The organism is Caulobacter sp. Root1472, from assembly GCF_001426985.1.
Classification (GTDB): domain Bacteria; phylum Pseudomonadota; class Alphaproteobacteria; order Caulobacterales; family Caulobacteraceae; genus Caulobacter; species Caulobacter rhizosphaerae.
The window spans coordinates 165139-179245 of the sequence record NZ_LMFX01000023.1 but is presented as its reverse complement, the minus strand read 5'-3'; the positions used below and the strand labels follow the sequence as shown (position 1 = coordinate 179245).

The 14107-nt window shown below is 69.6% G+C and carries 17 protein-coding genes and 1 pseudogene; 10 read left to right on the top strand and 8 right to left on the bottom strand.

Annotated features, from left to right (window positions below; genetic code table 11):
* Window positions 1-2: 2 nt before the first annotated feature.
* From ASD47_RS15840 to ASD47_RS15830, 3 genes are read right to left on the bottom strand one after another with little or no spacing between them, the layout of a single operon-like run.
* Window positions 3-416: a DUF3995 domain-containing protein gene (locus ASD47_RS15840; protein ID WP_056758563.1), complete on the bottom strand. Its 414-nt coding sequence runs from the start codon at window positions 414-416 to the stop codon at window positions 3-5.
* 1 nt (window position 417) lies between these two features.
* Window positions 418-1188 carry an enoyl-CoA hydratase gene (locus tag ASD47_RS15835; RefSeq protein WP_056758561.1) on the bottom strand — a complete coding sequence of 257 codons (771 nt, stop codon included), beginning with the start codon at window positions 1186-1188 and terminating at the stop codon, window positions 418-420.
* The gene (locus tag ASD47_RS15830; RefSeq protein WP_056759056.1) at window positions 1185-1628 is read right to left on the bottom strand and encodes a MarR family winged helix-turn-helix transcriptional regulator; all 444 of its coding nucleotides are present in this window, start codon (window positions 1626-1628) and stop codon (window positions 1185-1187) included. The genes ASD47_RS15835 and ASD47_RS15830 overlap by 4 nt, the downstream gene beginning before the upstream one ends.
* A gap of 113 nt (window positions 1629-1741) precedes the next feature.
* Between ASD47_RS15830 and ASD47_RS15825 the strand changes: the two genes are divergently transcribed.
* Window positions 1742-2110, top strand: coding sequence for a helix-turn-helix transcriptional regulator (locus ASD47_RS15825; RefSeq protein WP_056758557.1), 369 nt, complete (start codon window positions 1742-1744; stop codon window positions 2108-2110).
* The gene (locus ASD47_RS15820; protein WP_056758553.1) at window positions 2107-2640 is read left to right on the top strand and encodes an SRPBCC family protein; all 534 of its coding nucleotides are present in this window, start codon (window positions 2107-2109) and stop codon (window positions 2638-2640) included. Before ASD47_RS15825 ends, ASD47_RS15820 begins: the two co-directional genes overlap by 4 nt.
* Before the next feature lie 45 nt (window positions 2641-2685).
* Here the strand turns inward: ASD47_RS15820 and ASD47_RS15815 are convergent, their stop codons facing one another.
* Complete coding sequence (locus ASD47_RS15815) at window positions 2686-3771, bottom strand: MBL fold metallo-hydrolase (protein ID WP_056758550.1); 1086 nt, start codon at window positions 3769-3771, stop codon at window positions 2686-2688.
* Window positions 3772-3889: 118 nt separating this feature from the next.
* Between ASD47_RS15815 and ASD47_RS15810 the strand changes: the two genes are divergently transcribed.
* On the top strand, window positions 3890-5230 hold the full coding sequence (locus tag ASD47_RS15810) for a hypothetical protein (protein ID WP_056758548.1): 1341 nt from the start codon (window positions 3890-3892) through the stop codon (window positions 5228-5230).
* An 86-nt stretch (window positions 5231-5316) separates the two neighbouring features.
* Here the strand turns inward: ASD47_RS15810 and ASD47_RS15805 are convergent, their stop codons facing one another.
* From ASD47_RS15805 to ASD47_RS15790, 4 genes are all read right to left on the bottom strand, one after another.
* Window positions 5317-5859: a hypothetical protein gene (locus ASD47_RS15805; RefSeq protein WP_056758545.1), complete on the bottom strand. Its 543-nt coding sequence runs from the start codon at window positions 5857-5859 to the stop codon at window positions 5317-5319.
* Between the two features lie 63 nt (window positions 5860-5922).
* Window positions 5923-6708, bottom strand: a complete 786-nt coding sequence (proC, locus tag ASD47_RS15800; RefSeq protein WP_056758542.1) for a pyrroline-5-carboxylate reductase — start codon at window positions 6706-6708, stop codon at window positions 5923-5925.
* Between the two features lie 141 nt (window positions 6709-6849).
* Complete coding sequence (locus ASD47_RS15795; RefSeq protein WP_056758539.1) at window positions 6850-7356, bottom strand: YbjN domain-containing protein; 507 nt, start codon at window positions 7354-7356, stop codon at window positions 6850-6852.
* Window positions 7357-7482: 126 nt separating this feature from the next.
* Entirely contained in the window at window positions 7483-7749 is a 267-nt protein-coding gene (locus ASD47_RS15790) for an accessory factor UbiK family protein (protein WP_035071741.1), read from the bottom strand.
* Between the two features lie 128 nt (window positions 7750-7877).
* Here ASD47_RS15790 and lgt point away from each other — a divergent pair, with 128 nt between their 5' ends.
* From lgt to ASD47_RS28250, 7 genes and pseudogenes are all read left to right on the top strand, one after another.
* Window positions 7878-8786, top strand: a complete 909-nt coding sequence (gene lgt / locus ASD47_RS15785) for a prolipoprotein diacylglyceryl transferase (RefSeq protein ID WP_056758536.1) — start codon at window positions 7878-7880, stop codon at window positions 8784-8786.
* On the top strand, window positions 8773-9930 hold the full coding sequence (locus tag ASD47_RS15780) for a class I SAM-dependent methyltransferase (RefSeq protein ID WP_056758533.1): 1158 nt from the start codon (window positions 8773-8775) through the stop codon (window positions 9928-9930). The genes lgt and ASD47_RS15780 overlap by 14 nt, the downstream gene beginning before the upstream one ends.
* 2 nt (window positions 9931-9932) lie before the next feature.
* Complete coding sequence (pgeF, locus tag ASD47_RS15775; protein WP_056758530.1) at window positions 9933-10712, top strand: peptidoglycan editing factor PgeF; 780 nt, start codon at window positions 9933-9935, stop codon at window positions 10710-10712.
* A 101-nt stretch (window positions 10713-10813) separates the two neighbouring features.
* On the top strand, window positions 10814-11752 hold the full coding sequence (locus ASD47_RS15770) for a ribose-phosphate pyrophosphokinase (protein WP_056758528.1): 939 nt from the start codon (window positions 10814-10816) through the stop codon (window positions 11750-11752).
* 147 nt (window positions 11753-11899) lie between these two features.
* Window positions 11900-13000 carry a hypothetical protein gene (locus ASD47_RS15765; protein ID WP_056758525.1) on the top strand — a complete coding sequence of 367 codons (1101 nt, stop codon included), beginning with the start codon at window positions 11900-11902 and terminating at the stop codon, window positions 12998-13000.
* A gap of 296 nt (window positions 13001-13296) precedes the next feature.
* The gene (locus ASD47_RS15760; protein WP_056758520.1) at window positions 13297-13899 is read left to right on the top strand and encodes a 50S ribosomal protein L25/general stress protein Ctc; all 603 of its coding nucleotides are present in this window, start codon (window positions 13297-13299) and stop codon (window positions 13897-13899) included.
* 82 nt (window positions 13900-13981) lie between these two features.
* Window positions 13982-14078: pseudogene (locus ASD47_RS28250) on the top strand (hypothetical protein); the annotation flags it as partial.
* Window positions 14079-14107: the final 29 nt, after the last annotated feature.

Genomic DNA, 14107 nt, shown 5'->3' with positions numbered 1-14107 from the left:
CGCTACAGCTGCAAGACCAGGATCCCCAAGGCGATCGCCAGGCACAGGGGCCCGTAGGCCCGACGATTGAGCGTCGCGAACGGCGTGCCCTCGGCGTAGCGGAAGACGGGCGGGACATAGGACGCCAGGCCCCGCCCTGCGAAGATGGCGAACAAGGCCCAGCGCGCCGCGCCCAACGCCCCGTCCCAGCGGGTCTGCGTCAAGCTGGACAGGGCCAGGACGCCGCCGGCCGCCAGCGCCGCCGCGACCGCGGCGGAAGCCAGGAAACCTGGAGCGCGCATGCCCCGCGTACGGCCCACCACATGCTCGACCATCGAGGCCTCGTCATGGCCGGGCCAGCGGCCGCCGAACCCCCAATAGAGGTGGATCCCGGCGAGGGCGAACAGGGCCGCCGCCAGGATCAGGGCCAGCGCCACCTCAGCCGACCTTGCTGAAGTCGGGCGCGCGACGCTCGGCGAAGGCCATGAAGGCTTCGCGGGCCTCGGCGGTCTGCAGACGCTGGCCGAACAGCTCGCCTTCCTTGTCCATCAGCGCCGAGATCGCCTCAGCGTCGCGCATCAGCGACTTGGTCGTCGTCAGGGCGCCCAGCGGACGCTTGGCCAGTTGGTCGGCGGCGGCACGGGCCTTGGCGCGCAGCTCGTCCAGCGGCACGCAAGCGTTGGCGATCCCCCAGGCCGCGGCCGTCTCGCCGCTGACCGCCTCGCCCAGGGCGAACATGGCGTAGGCCCGGGCGTGGCCGATGCGGGCCGGCAGCAGCCAGCTGGAGGCGGCCTCGGGCACCAGGGCCAAGTTGACGAAGGGCGTGGTCAGCCTGGCGTCGGGACTGGTGAACACCAGGTCGCAATGCAGCAGCATGGTCGTGCCCACGCCCACGGCCTGGCCCTGAACGGCGGCGACCAGCGGCCGGGTCGCCTTCGCCAGGTTCTTCAGGAACCGCATCACGTGGCGCTCGCCGGTGAAGGCGCCGGTGGCCTGGGCCGCGAAGTCCTGCAGGTCGTTGCCGGCGCTGAAGCTGTCGCCGTCGGCCTGGAACACCACCACCCGCACGGTCGGGTCGCTCTCGGCCTGCTCCAGGCTGTCGGCCAGAACGCCGTACATGGCGTTGGAAAGGGCGTTCTTCTTGTCCGGCCGCGCCAGGGTGAGGGTCATCACGCCGGCGTCGATTTCGACCTTAACGTGGTCGGTCATGCGGGGTCTCCTTTGGGGAACTTGGTTTGCAGGCTGCTCAGCCAGCGCGACACGACGGCGATCTCGTCGTCCGTGAAGCCGGCGGTCAGGTGGGCGTTGAGGCCTTCGACGCCGGCCTTGGCGTCCTCGCGGGCCTCGCGCCCCTTGTCGGTGAGATAGAGGCGCAGGGCGCGGCCGTCCTTGGGGTCGGGCCGGCGCTCGACCAGCTCGGCGCGGACCATGCGGTCGACGAGGCCCGTCATGGCCGAGGGCGCCAGGTCCAGGGCCTCGGCGGCCTCGCCGATCAGGGCCCCGTCCTTCTGCCCCAGCACGAACAGGGCCCCGGACTGGGCGGCGGTCAGCCCACCCTTGGCCGCCATCTTGGCCTCGACATAGCGCTGCACCCGCCGGTGGGCGACATTGAGCAGGAACACCAGGCGGCGGTCGGGAGGCGTGGTCATGGCGCCATGGTTATAGTTCGCGCGCGAAATATCAAACGAATGTTTCGACCATTCGACGAAAACATTCAACCAGTTGGTTGACTCTCGATGGGCCGCGCTACACATTCAACCACATGGTTGAATTACTTACCCCCCAATTGGACAGCGTCTTCCACGCCCTCGGCGACGCCACCCGCCGCCGGATGCTGCGCGAACTGGTGAACGGCGAACGGACGGTCGGCCAGCTGGCCGAACCGTTCTCGATCTCGCTGGCCGCCGCCTCCAAGCACATCAAGGCCCTGGAAAGCGCCGGCCTGATCCAGCGCGAGGTCCGCGGCCGCACGCACCTGTGCCGCCTCGACCCCGGCCCGCTGGCCACGGCCCACGAGTGGCTGAACTTCTACGAGCACTTCTGGACCGGCCGTCTGGACGTGCTCGACCGGCTCCTTCGCGAGGAGGACGCCCGCAACGCCCCGCCCCCGAAACAAGGAGACGACCAATGAGCGACCTTGCGACCCTTTCCGCCTATGGCGAACTGATCGAGCCCCTGACCCTGAAGATCCAGCGCCTGCTGCCCGGTCCCGTCGACCGCGTCTGGGCCTATCTCACCCAGAGCGAGCTGCGTCGCCAATGGCTGGCGGCCGGCCAGATGGAGATGAAATCCGGCACGCCGTTCGAACTGGTCTGGCGCAACGACGAACTGAGCGACCCGCCCGGCGCGCGGCCCGACGGCTTCGGGGCCGAGCATCGCCTGGAAAGCCGGATCCTGGCGCTGGAGCCCAACCGAAAGCTGGCCTTCACCTGGAACCAGGGCGAGGTTTCGTTCGAGCTGGAGCCGGCCGGCGACAAGGTGCTGCTGACGGTCATCCACCGCCGCCTGCCCGACCAAGCCCAGCTGCTGAACGTCAGCGCCGGCTGGCACGCCCACCTCGACGTGCTGGTCACCAGGATCAGCGGCAAGCCGCAGACGGCGTCGTTCTGGGACGGCTGGAGCAAGCTCAAGGCCGAGTACGAAAAGCGGCTGTCGGCTTGATCACGGCTGGGGACAGGCGCATGCGCCTGTCCCCAATCTCGGACCCTAGCCCGCCGCGCGGTACCAGTTCACCCCGTCGGCGTCCGCCTCGCGCGTCGCCAGGCCGCGCCCGATCAGGCAGTTGAGGTGAGCCAGGGCCTCGCCCGTGGCCATGCCCAGCAGATCGGGACCGATCGGCCGGGCGAACAGCGCGCCGAACACGTCGACCGCCCGCTTGGGCTCGGCCAGCTTTCCGGCCAACCGCCCCAGCCCCCGCTCGTGGCCCGAGATCAGGCCGTCGATCCGGGCGTGCAGCCCGCGGAACGGATCGTTGTGGGCCGGCAACACCAGCACCGTGTCCGGCACGGTCGCCCTCACCTTGGCCAGCGAGGTCAGCCAGTCGCTCAGCGGATCGGCGTCCGGCTCGGTCGGGAACACCGAGACGTTGGACGAGATCCTGGGCAACACCTGGTCGCCGGAGATCAAGACGCCCAGCGCCTCGCACCACAGGCAGGCGTGGTCGGGCGAGTGGCCCTGGCCAGTCACCACCCGCCAGTCGTGGTCGCCGATGCGGAACACCTCCCCGTCGGTCATCCGGCGGTAGCTGTCAGGCAGTTGGTAGATCATCTTGCCGAAGCCGCCGAACCGGGCCTTGTAGTTCTCGATCGCCTCCTCGTCCCAGCCCGCGGCGCGGAAGAACCGCACCCCGTCCTCGGGCGCCTCGCGACCGGTGTCGGCCACCAGCATCCGGCACTGGAAGTACTCCAGCCGGGTCATCCACAGGCGGACGTCAAACTTGCGTGCGATCCAGCCGGCCAAGCCCACATGGTCCGGATGCAGATGGGTGACGATCACCCGGGTGATCGGCCGCCCGTCCAGGGCCCCGGCGAAGGCCGCGCGCCAGGCCTGCGAGGTCTCCTTGGTCTGAAAGCCGGTGTCGACCACCGCCCAGCCCTCGCCGTCGGCGATCGCCCAGACATTGATGAAGCCCAGCGAGCCGCCCAGCGGCTGGCGCAGCCACAGGACGCCGGGTGCTACCTCGACCGCTTGGCCCGATCCGGTTTCCGGCGCGGTCTCAAACGGATAGACCAGCCTCGGCCTGTGCGTTTTTTCGGCCGGTTCGGGCGCATCTTCCTCGATCCCGTCCCGCATTTGCGTCCTCCGGTCGCGGCCATCGTCATGATTGCGCCCCCGTCGGACGACATCTTGACCCTCGATGCAAGCGGGCCTTAAGTCCGCCGCGAGGAATTTACCCCAGGAGACGTACCCCATGAGGCCCATCGCGATCGGCTTGACGGCCGCCCTCGCGCTCGCCGCGCTCGTTCCCGCCACCGTGATCTCGGCGGCGAAGGACAAGGAAAAGCCGGCCGCCGTCGACGCCAAGGCCCGCGAGGCCGGCATGAAGGCCGCGCCGGACGTCGCCAAGGCCGCCGGCATTTCGTGCACCGTCACGGACGCCCGCCTGATCGGCAACGACAAGAAGACCAGCACCGACTATTACGAAGTCGCCTGCCAGCAGGGCCTGGGCTTCGCGCTGCTGGCCAAGAAGGACGCCGCGCCCCAGGCCTACAGCTGCCTGGAGACCGCCCAGCCCGGCGCCGACGGCAAGCCCAGCGCCCTGGCCTGCCTGCTGCCCGCCAACGCCGATCCCAAGACCGGCCTGGTGCCGTACCTGGCCAAGGCCAACACGCCCTGCGACATCCAGAACGCCCGCGCCATCGGCGCCGGCGCCAAGAACGCCTATTTCGAAGTCGCCTGTAAGGGCGGCGCCGGCTACATCGTCCAGACCTCGGCCCCGATCAATGTCGACCAGGACGTCACGGTCAACAGCTGCCTGCTGTACGAGGAAGGCGGCAATGTCAGCTGCAAGCTGACCGACAAGGCCACCCAGCTGGCCGTCGTCGACCAGCTGAACGCCGCGGCGGGCAAGAGCTGCGCGATCAAGGACAAGCGCTACATCCTCAGCACCAAGACGGACAACTACTTCGAAGTCGCCTGCCAGGACGGCAAGGGCTACGTGCTGCAGCAGGCCGCGGCCGGCGGCGCGCTGGTCAAGGCCATCGACTGCGCCCAGGCCGGCTTCGTCGGCGGCGGCTGCACCCTGAGCGACGCCGTGGCGGCCCAGACCGAACAGGCCGGCCTCTACAGCAAGCTGGCCACCAAGGCCGGCTTCGACTGCAAGGTCGAGAAGTACGGCATGCTGCCCAGCAACGACCCCCGCAAGGAGATCGTCGAGCTGAAGTGCTCCAACCGTCCGGACGGCGGCATCGGCATCTTCACCGGGACCGGCAACACCGTCTACGACTGCGTGACCTCGGAAATGAACGGCTATCGCTGCAGCTTCACCAAGCCGGACGCGGTCTATCCGCGCCTGACGGCCGACCTGAAGGGCCTGGGCAAGGGCAGCTGCACCGTCTCCGGTTCGCGCATCATCGGCCAGACCGCCACCCAGGGCTTCGTCGAAGTCGCCTGCTCGGACGGGCTGCCGGGCTGGGTGATGGCCTATCCGCTGAACCAGACCGCGCCCAAGCCGGCCGAACTGCTCTCGTGCCTGCAGGCCAAGGGCGTGGGCGGCGGCTGCAAGCTGCCGACCAACGCCACCAAGGGCTGATCGAGACTCAAGCCTGAAACAGCAAGCCCGCCGGGAGCGATCCCGGCGGGCTTTTTGCTGACCCGTCCGATGGCGACAAGCGGCCCCTAGAAGCCCGCCCCGACCTTCTCCAGGCCCGCGGCCATCTGCTTCAGGCGCTTGTCCAGCTCGGCCATGGTGCGGTTCAGGGCGCCTTCGTCGTCGCGCCAGACCTGCAGGGTGCGGCCCCAGACCGCCGACATGGCGGCCAGTCGGGCCGGGGTGGCGTCGAGACCGGCGGCCTCCAGAACGGCCCGGGCGGTCCTGGGAAAGCGCAGGGCCGAGACCACCGGACTTTCGGACCGGCTGATGGCGATCAGGGCGGCGCGATGCGGCTCCATCGCCTCGATCCGGGCCATGGCCGCGTCGAACAGCCGGTCATGGGCGCTGGCGTCGTCCGCCGACACGGTGGCCAGGGCCGCGCGGTCGAAGCGGGCGGCCAGGTGGTTGAGCACCGCGCCCTTGCCGTCGGCCCGGGCGTAGAGCTCGGCGAACGGGACTTCGGCCTTCAGGGCGATGTCGCGCAGGCTGACCTGCGTCCACGGCCGGTCGGCGGCCAGGGCGAGCGCGGCGGCGGCGGCGCGGTCGAGAATGTCTTCAGCGGTGCTCATGGCTGCTGAGATGGCGGGTGAGCGGGGCGCTTACAAGAACCCTCTCCAAGGGGGAGAAGACGGCTATGCCCCCAGCTCCACCGACCGGTTCACCGCCGCCTCCAACGCGCGCGGCAGCAGGTCGCCGAAACCGCCCTCGCCCATCAGCACATTCAGGGCCGCGGCGGTGGTGCCGCCGGGCGAGGTGACCTGCCGGCGCAGCTCGGCCGGTTCCTCGCCGCCCTGGCCCAGCAGGGCCGCCGCCCCGACGATGGTGGCCCGCGCCAGCCTGGCCGAGTCGGCCGGGTCCAGGCCCTGGTCCGCGCCCGCCGCCTCCAGCGCCTCGATGAAGGCGTAGAGATAGGCCGGGGCAGAGCCGGAAACCGCCGTCGCGGCGTGCATCAGCGCCTCATCCTCGAGGTCGACCGTTGTAGCGACGGGGTCCAGTAGGGCATGGGCGCGGGCCCGGGCCTCGATCGTGTCGGCGACGATGCTGGCCGTGCCCAGGCCGATGGCGACGGCGGTGGTCGGCATCACCCGGGCCACGGCCCGGCCCCCGAACGCCTCAGAGATGTCGGCCGCGCGCACTCCGGCGGCGATCGAGACGATCACCGCGTCGGGCGCCAGGTGCGGGAAGACATCGGCCACGGCCTCGCGCCAGATCTGCGGCTTGACGGCCAGCAGCACGGTCTTGGCGGAGGCCAGCGCTTCGAGCGGCGGGTTGACCGTCGCGCCCGGGAAGGCGGCGGGGTCAGCGTTGGGGTCGCGGATGATCAGCTCGCTGGCGGCGAACGCCCCGGCCTTGGCCCAACCCGCGATCAGGGCCCCGCCCATGCGCCCGGCGCCGAGGAGAAGGATGGGGGTGGTCATGAGAAGGCTCCGCTAAACTGGAAGCGGCCTGCCTAGCAGGTCATGCTCCAGGGAGCGAGCCGGGGACATGCCCTTGCGGCGTGTCCCCATTCCAGATCGGCGCGTCGGGTGGGGACACGCCGCAAGGGCATGTCCCCGATCCTAAGCCTGGCCGACGGTCTCGAACATGCAGGCGGCCATGGCCTCGTCCGGGGTCTTGGCGCCGTGCAGCAGGAAGTCGAAGGCGGGGTAGAAGCGGTCGGCGGCTTCCACCGCCGCGTCGATCATCGAGGCTGCCTGGGCCATGGTCGGGCGCTCGCCGGCCGGCAGGGCCAGGGCGTGGCGGAACACCACCTCGCCGTCCTCGGTCCAGACCTCGAAATGGCCCAGCCAGACGCGCTGGTTGATCATCGACAGCAGCTGGTAGGCGCTGGGGCGCTTGGTCTTGCTGGCGCGCAGGTCCAACGACAGGCACAGCTGCAGGCAGTCGGCCTCGGGCCGCCAGGCGAACCACAGCTCGTAGTCCTTCCAGTCGCCGGTCAGGGCGAAGGCCAGGTCGCCGTCCTCGGTGCGGTCGAACGTCAGGTTCTCCGCCGCCAGCACATGCTCCACCACTTCCAGCGGATCCATCGCCAGCAGGACGTCGTCTTCTTCCGGTTGGGTGTCCATTAGACCCTTTGACCCCCGGGGAGAGACGGGTCGTGGGACCCGACCAAATCACCCACTGCGAGGACTCTAATCTGCTTCGCGGGCGGCGTCACAACCGCCTTCACGTCGAACGGGAACGAAACTCGCCTATTCGGCCGCGTTATCGCTACCAGGATTGGCCTTCCTGGCCGGGGTTTTCTTGGCCTTCAGCGCCGCGACTTCCTCGCGAAGCGCCGCCACCTCGGCCTTCAAGGCTTCGAAATCGTCGCGCCGGATCAGGTCGAACTCGGCGGCCAGGCGATCGGCCTGGGCCCGCATGGCGGTCTTGGCTTCCTCGCCGGCGGTCTGGGCGATGCCCATGGCGGCCTGGGTCAGCTTGGCGAATTCGTCGAGGAAGGGGTTTTGACTGTGCATCGGATTCCCAAAGCCCGGCGGGGGGCGCGGCGCGGTTCGTCGCGCGTCTTATATGGGAAAGGAAGGATGAAAGCGAAGAGCGAACGCGGTAGAGGTGCGACCCTCTGTCCGTCCGGAGCGCTCGCGGCGTGATCTTCCCCGACATCGACCCCATCATCCATATCGGCCCCTGGGCCCTGCAGTGGGGGCCGCTGGCCCTGCGCTGGTACGCCCTGGCCTATGTCGCCGGCATCCTGCTGGGCTGGCAGTACGCGGTTCGGCTCGTTCGGAACGCGGGGCTGTGGGGCGGCCAAAGGCCCACCGCTACCTCGCTGCAGATCGACGACCTGGTGCTGTGGATCACCCTGGGCATCATCCTGGGCGGCCGGATCGGCTACATCCTGTTCTACATGCTGGTCAACGACGGCCAGCGGGCCAGCCTGGCGCAGGATCCGCTGGCGGTCTTCAAGATCTGGGAGGGCGGCATGTCCTTCCACGGCGGCTTCCTGGGGGTCTGCGCGGCGGTCGCCCTGTTCGCCCGCCAGCAGAAGATCGACATTCTCCGACTGGGCGACCTGGTCGCGCCGGTGGCACCCATCGGCCTGTTCTTCGGCCGCTGCGCCAACTTCATCAATGGCGAGCTCTGGGGCCGGGTCACCGACCACCCGTTCGGCATGGTGTTCTGCAACGACACCATCCGCGCGGCCAACCGGGGCGTCTGTCCCGCCGGCGAGCTGCCGCGCCATCCCAGCCAATTGTACGAGGCCGCGCTGGAAGGCGTCCTGCTGTTCCTGATCCTGAACTTCGCGGTCTACCGGCTGAAGTGGCTGCGCCGCCGCGGCGCGCTCGTGGCGACCTTCCTGATCTGTTACGGCCTGTTCCGCGCCCTGCTGGAGAACGTCCGCAACCCCGACCACGGCATGCCCGCCTTCCCGTTCGGCCTGACCATGGGGATGATGTTGTCGATCCCGATGCTGCTGGTCGGCGCGGCGCTGCTGTGGCGGGCCCTGCGCGCGCCGGTTCCCGCCGCCGCCGCGGACGATCATGAGCCTGCTTGACCGCCTGCGGGCCCAGATCGCCCAGGACGGCCCGATCAGCGTCGCCGAATACGTCACCCGCTGCCTGCACGATCCGCGCGACGGCTATTACGCCACCCGCCCCGCGCTGGGTGAGGACGGCGACTTCCTGACCGCGCCGGCCGTCAGCCAGATGTTCGGCGAGCTGATCGGCCTGTGGATCCTGGAAACCTGGACCCTTATGGGCCGGCCGGCGCCGGTGCGGCTGGTGGAGATCGGGCCGGGGGACGGGACGCTGATTTCCGACATCCTGCGCGCCGCGCGGCTGCTGCCCGAGTTCCTGGCCGCCGCCGACCTGTGGCTGGTCGAGGTCTCGCCGCCGCTGCGTCGGGTCCAGGCCGCCAAGCTGGCGAACGCGCCCGTGACGCCGCGCTGGGCCGACCGCCTGGAGGCCGTGCCGGCCGGCGCGCCGCTGCTCCTGGTGGCCAACGAGGTGCTGGACTGCCTGCCTGCGCACCAGTTCGTGCGGACGCTGGACGGCTGGGCCGAGCGGGTGGTCGGGCTGGATGAGCACGGGAACCTGGCGTTCGGGCTGAAACACTTAGGTCCTCCCCCTGTGGGGGAGGCGGCCCGAAAGGGCCGGTGGGGGGAGCAGACCAACGTCGGCCAACTCCCCCCACCGTCGCCTTTGGCGACACCTCCCCCACAGGGGGAGGATCTGGAACCCGGCGTTGTCGTGGAATCATCCCCCGCCCAGGCCGCCCTCGGCTCCGAGATCGGCCACCGCGTCGCCCGCGACGGCGGGGCGGCGCTGCTGATCGACTACGGCCGCGACGCGCCGGGACCGGGCGACACGCTGCAGGCGCTGAAGGCGCACACCAAGGTCTCGCCGCTGGCCCAGCCCGGCCAGGCCGACCTGACCGTCTGGGCCGACTTTCCCGCCGTGCTGGCCGCCGCCGCCGAGGCGGGCGCCACGACGGGACCCATCCTGCCCCAGGGCGCGTTCCTGCAGGGCCTGGGGATCGATCAGCGCGCCCAGGCCCTGGCCGCCGCGCGGCCTGACCAAGCCGACAAGCTGGCCCGGCAACTTGATCGCCTGACCGGCGCCGCCCAGATGGGACAGCTGTTCAAGGCGGTCTGCCTGTCCGCTCCCGGACTTTCTCCTCCGCTCTTCGAGGGCCCTTGACCATGACCGACCTGCCCACCGTCCAGTCGCCCCTGCTGGCCGCCGTCGCCGGGGTCAGGCATGCGTTCTTCACCCGCCAGGGCGGGGTCTCGACCGGGGTCTACGCCAGCCTCAACGTCGGGCGCGGCAGCCAGGACGATCCGGCCGACGTCGCCGAAAACCGTGCGCGAGCCGCGGCCTGGTTCGGGGCCGCGCCCGAAGACCTCAACACCTGCTTCCAGATCCACTCGACCATCGCCATCGTCGCCGACGGCTCGTGGGGCGACGTGCGGCCGCAGGGCGACGCGGTGGTGACGCGGACGCCGGGCGTGGTCTGCGGCGCCCTGCACGCCGACTGCGCGCCGGTGCTGATCGCCGATCCGGTCGCCAGGGTGGTCGCCGCCGCCCACGCCGGCTGGCGCGGCGCCCTGGACGGCGTCGTCCAGGCCGCGGTCGACCAGATGACGGCCCTGGGCGCCGAGCCCTCGCGCATGGTCGCCGCCGTCGGCCCCTGCATCGGGCCGCAATCCTACGAGGTGGGGCTGGAGTTCCTGCAGCGCTTCGAGGCCGACAGCCCCGGCTCCGGCCGATTCTTTTCGCCCGGCGCCGCCGATGACAAGCGCCTGTTCGACCTGCCGGCCTTCGTTCTGGACCGTCTGGCCACGGCCGGCGTCGGACAAAGCGAATGGATCGGCCGCGACACTCGCACCGAGCCGGACCTGTTCTTTTCGAACCGCAGGGCCTTCCTGGCCGGGGAGTCCGACTACGGACGACTTCTGTCGGCGATCGCCCTCGAAGCGTGAGTATGTCGAATAAGCAGAATCTGGCGAGACTCGGGGTTGTTCCCGCGCCCGGGACTGCTAGAAGCCCCCGCAACGGCGACACCCCTCCCCGAGACAAAACCATGAAGCTGCTGTCCGGCAACTCGAACCGCACCCTGGCCCAGGCCATCGCGGAATATCTCGACATGCCGCTGACCCGCGCCCAGGTGCGCCGGTTCGCCGACCTGGAGGTGTTCGTCACCATCGACGAGAACGTGCGGGGCGAGGACGTCTTTGTCATCCAGTCGACCAGCTACCCGGCCAACGACAACCTGATGGAACTGCTGATCTGCATCGACGCCCTGAAGCGCGCGTCGGGCAAGCGGATCACGGCCGTGCTGCCCTACTTCGGCTACGCCCGCCAGGACCGCAAGACCGGGGGCCGCACCCCGATCTCGGCCAAGCTGGTGGCTAACCTGATCACCCGCTCGGGCGCCGACCGCGTGCTGACGATGGATCTCCACGCCGGCCAGATCCAGGGCTTCTTCGACATCCCGACCGACAACCTGCTGCCCTCGCGCCTGCTCGCCGACGACATCCACAAGCGCTACAAGATGGGCGACGACCTGATGGTCGTCTCGCCGGACGTCGGCGGCGTGGTGCGGGCCCGCGCCCTGGCCAAGCGCCTGAACGACGCCGACCTGGCCATCGTCGACAAGCGCCGCTCCGCCCCCGGCGAGAGCGAGGTGATGAACATCATCGGCGACGTGAAGGACCGGCGCTGCATCCTGTTCGACGACATCGTCGATTCGGCCGGCACCCTGTGCAACGCCGCCGCCGCCCTGATGGCCCACGGCGCCAAGTCGGTCTCGGCCTATGTCACCCACGGGGTGCTGTCGGGCGCCGCCGCCGACCGGGTGGCCAATTCGGTGCTGACCGAGCTGGTGGTCACCGACTCGATCGAGGCTTCGGACACGGTCAAGGCGTGCCCCAAGATCCGCTACGTGTCCTGCGCGCCGCTGATCGGCGAGGCCATCCGCCGGATCGCCAACGAGGAATCGGTCTCCAAGCTGTTCGACTGAGGACGCTCGGCGAACCCGTCTCTTTGGGCTGAAACGCAACCTTGACGGTTGAGCTTGTCAAGACATGGTTAACGGGCTGACTGTCACAATATCGCCCGCGCGCCAGTGATAAGGCGGGCGCCTTATGTCATTGGGGATGTTTTCGGGATGCTTTCCACCACGCGTACGCGCGCCGCGCTGACGGCCATCGCCGTGGTCGCCGCCACCTTGCTGGCCAGCTGCGAGACGCCGCCCCCGCCTCCGCCGCCCCTGGTCGCCGCCCCGCCCGCCCCGCCGCCGATCACCCTGTCGTCCAGCATCGTCGAGAAGGCCAGCGCCTTCCGCGGCTACATGCAGCGGGCCGGCGCGATCGGCGCCACCTTCGAGAACCCCGACCAGATCCAGGCGTCGCTGAAGGTCGGCGTCGGCTACGAGCCCAAGCAGTTCCTGTCGGGCGCCACCGCCTATGCCGCCGTCCTGGCCCTGCAGGACCCGACCTACGTGGCCTCGGTGCGCGCGTTCGCGACCGATCCCGCTCAGCGCCAGTCGATCATCAACCAGCTCGTCGCCGATCCCGCCTACGCCGTCGGCTTCAAGGGCAGCGACACGGCCGCCGGCCGGATCATCGACACGCTCGGCGCCAGCGGCCTGCAGCTCTACACCGCCGGCAAGGCCGTGAAGCAGGCGGCCTATGACGTCCAGCGCGCGAAGTGGTCGACCCTGCCGGTCCTCGACCGCGACGGCCGCCTAGCCTACGCCAAGACCATGTCGGCGACCCCCGGCCTGGCCGACAGCGCCGACGTGGCGGCCCTGCAGCAGGCCTCGATGGGCGGCGTGCCGCTGGTGCCCGCGCCGCCGGCCGATCCCGCCGCCGCCGTTACGGTCTCCGGCCCCCGTTCGGCCCCGCCGCCCTACAAGCCGCTGGTGATCCGCGGCCTGGCCGTGGCCGCGCTGGCCGCCCTGGGCTACGCCGGCGACGACAAGTTGCCCCTGATCGAAGCCGTGATGGCCGAGCCGGCCAGCGCCATGTGCCTGAACATGGCCAAGCTGAACCTCTACCAGTGCCTGGCCGTGGCCAAGCCGCACTATGAGGACGTGTTCTGCCTGGGCCAGCACATCATGATCGACACCGGCATGTGCGTGCTCAAAGCTTCGGGCGCCGCCCTGCCCTACGAGCCGCCGCCCCCGCCCAAGCCGGAGCCGGTGGTGACCAAGAAGAAGCCCGTCGCCAAGAAGAAGGCGTCGGCGTCGGCAAAGAAGAAGAGCTAAGGCTGCTTCCTTCTCCCGCTGCGGGAGAAGGTGTCAGCGAAGCTGACGGATGAGGGGTCGCACCGGCCAGGGCCGTGCGGCCCCTTTTCGTTGGGCGTTTGAGAGAGCCCTCATCCGACCTCCTTCGGAGGCCGCCTTCGCCCGCAGGGGCAGAAGGCGCGATCTTGGGGCCCGTTGCATCGGACGGCCGCTGCGTGTATGGAGCGCGACCCAAAAACGTCGACCGGGCGAGGCAATCCAGTCTTGTGCGGCGGCTTCGCATTTCGAGAGCATGGGGCTCTCCAGAGAGACAAGACATGGCCGAGATCATTCTCAACGTCGAACTCCGCGACCGCGCCGGCACCGGCGGCTCGCGCGAAACCCGCCGCCAGGGCAAGGTCCCCGGCGTGCTGTACGGCGGCAACAAGGCCCCGGTGAACATCGCCGTGAAGGGCAACGAATTCCGCAAGGCGCTCTACACCGGCAAGCTGCTGGGCCACCTGGTGACCCTGCAACACGGCGACGAGAAGCAGTCGGTCATCGCCAAGGCCGTGCAGTTCCACCCCGTCACCGACGAGCCGATGCACTTCGACCTGTACCGCGTCGGCGAGCACCAGCTGATCAAGATCGAAGTGCCGGTGCACTTCAAGAACCACGACATCTCGGTCGGCCTGAAGAAGGGCGGCACGCTGGAAGTCATCCGCCACGTGGTCGAGCTGGCCTGCCCGGCCGACAAGATTCCCGAAGAGCTGGTCATCGACCTGGCCTCGCACGACATCGGCGACACCATCCGCATCTCGGAAGTGAAGCTGCCGGAAGGCGTGCGCCCGGCCCAGGACCGCGACTTCGTGATCGCCAACCTGAAGGCCTCGGCCGCTTCGCAATCGAACGAAGGCGACACGACGACCGCCGAAGCCTAAGGGCTTTTGGGTCGGGTCTCCGATCCGATATTCAGAACGGGCGGGCTTCGCGGCCCGCCCGTTTTTCGTTCCGGCGTGGGCCGTGCCACGAAACCTCGTCCTTCGACAAGCTCAGGATGAGGTTTTGAATGCGGGCTTTCCGTCGTCCTCATCCTGAGCTTGTCGAAGGACGAGGACGCCCCTACACGCTGGCCGTCAAAGTGGAAGC

Bases quoted from the DNA above. Each gene is read 5' to 3' on its own strand.
- ASD47_RS15820 (WP_056758553.1), top strand. From the start codon at position 2,107: ATGAGCGACCTTGCGACCCTTTCCGCCTATGGCGAACTGATCGAGCCC.
- ASD47_RS15815 (WP_056758550.1), bottom strand. From the start codon at position 3,771: ATGCGGGACGGGATCGAGGAAGATGCGCCCGAACCGGCCGAAAAAACG.
- ASD47_RS15805 (WP_056758545.1), bottom strand. From the start codon at position 5,859: ATGAGCACCGCTGAAGACATTCTCGACCGCGCCGCCGCCGCCGCGCTC.
- ASD47_RS15810 (WP_056758548.1), top strand. From the start codon at position 3,890: ATGAGGCCCATCGCGATCGGCTTGACGGCCGCCCTCGCGCTCGCCGCG.
- pgeF (WP_056758530.1), top strand. From the start codon at position 9,933: ATGACCGACCTGCCCACCGTCCAGTCGCCCCTGCTGGCCGCCGTCGCC.
- ASD47_RS15770 (WP_056758528.1), top strand. From the start codon at position 10,814: ATGAAGCTGCTGTCCGGCAACTCGAACCGCACCCTGGCCCAGGCCATC.
- ASD47_RS15760 (WP_056758520.1), top strand. From the start codon at position 13,297: ATGGCCGAGATCATTCTCAACGTCGAACTCCGCGACCGCGCCGGCACC.
- proC (WP_056758542.1), bottom strand. From the start codon at position 6,708: ATGACCACCCCCATCCTTCTCCTCGGCGCCGGGCGCATGGGCGGGGCC.
- ASD47_RS15780 (WP_056758533.1), top strand. From the start codon at position 8,773: ATGAGCCTGCTTGACCGCCTGCGGGCCCAGATCGCCCAGGACGGCCCG.
- ASD47_RS15835 (WP_056758561.1), bottom strand. From the start codon at position 1,188: ATGACCGACCACGTTAAGGTCGAAATCGACGCCGGCGTGATGACCCTC.
- ASD47_RS15790 (WP_035071741.1), bottom strand. From the start codon at position 7,749: ATGCACAGTCAAAACCCCTTCCTCGACGAATTCGCCAAGCTGACCCAG.
- ASD47_RS15765 (WP_056758525.1), top strand. From the start codon at position 11,900: ATGCTTTCCACCACGCGTACGCGCGCCGCGCTGACGGCCATCGCCGTG.
- ASD47_RS15795 (WP_056758539.1), bottom strand. From the start codon at position 7,356: ATGGACACCCAACCGGAAGAAGACGACGTCCTGCTGGCGATGGATCCG.
- ASD47_RS15830 (WP_056759056.1), bottom strand. From the start codon at position 1,628: ATGACCACGCCTCCCGACCGCCGCCTGGTGTTCCTGCTCAATGTCGCC.
- ASD47_RS15825 (WP_056758557.1), top strand. From the start codon at position 1,742: ATGGTTGAATTACTTACCCCCCAATTGGACAGCGTCTTCCACGCCCTC.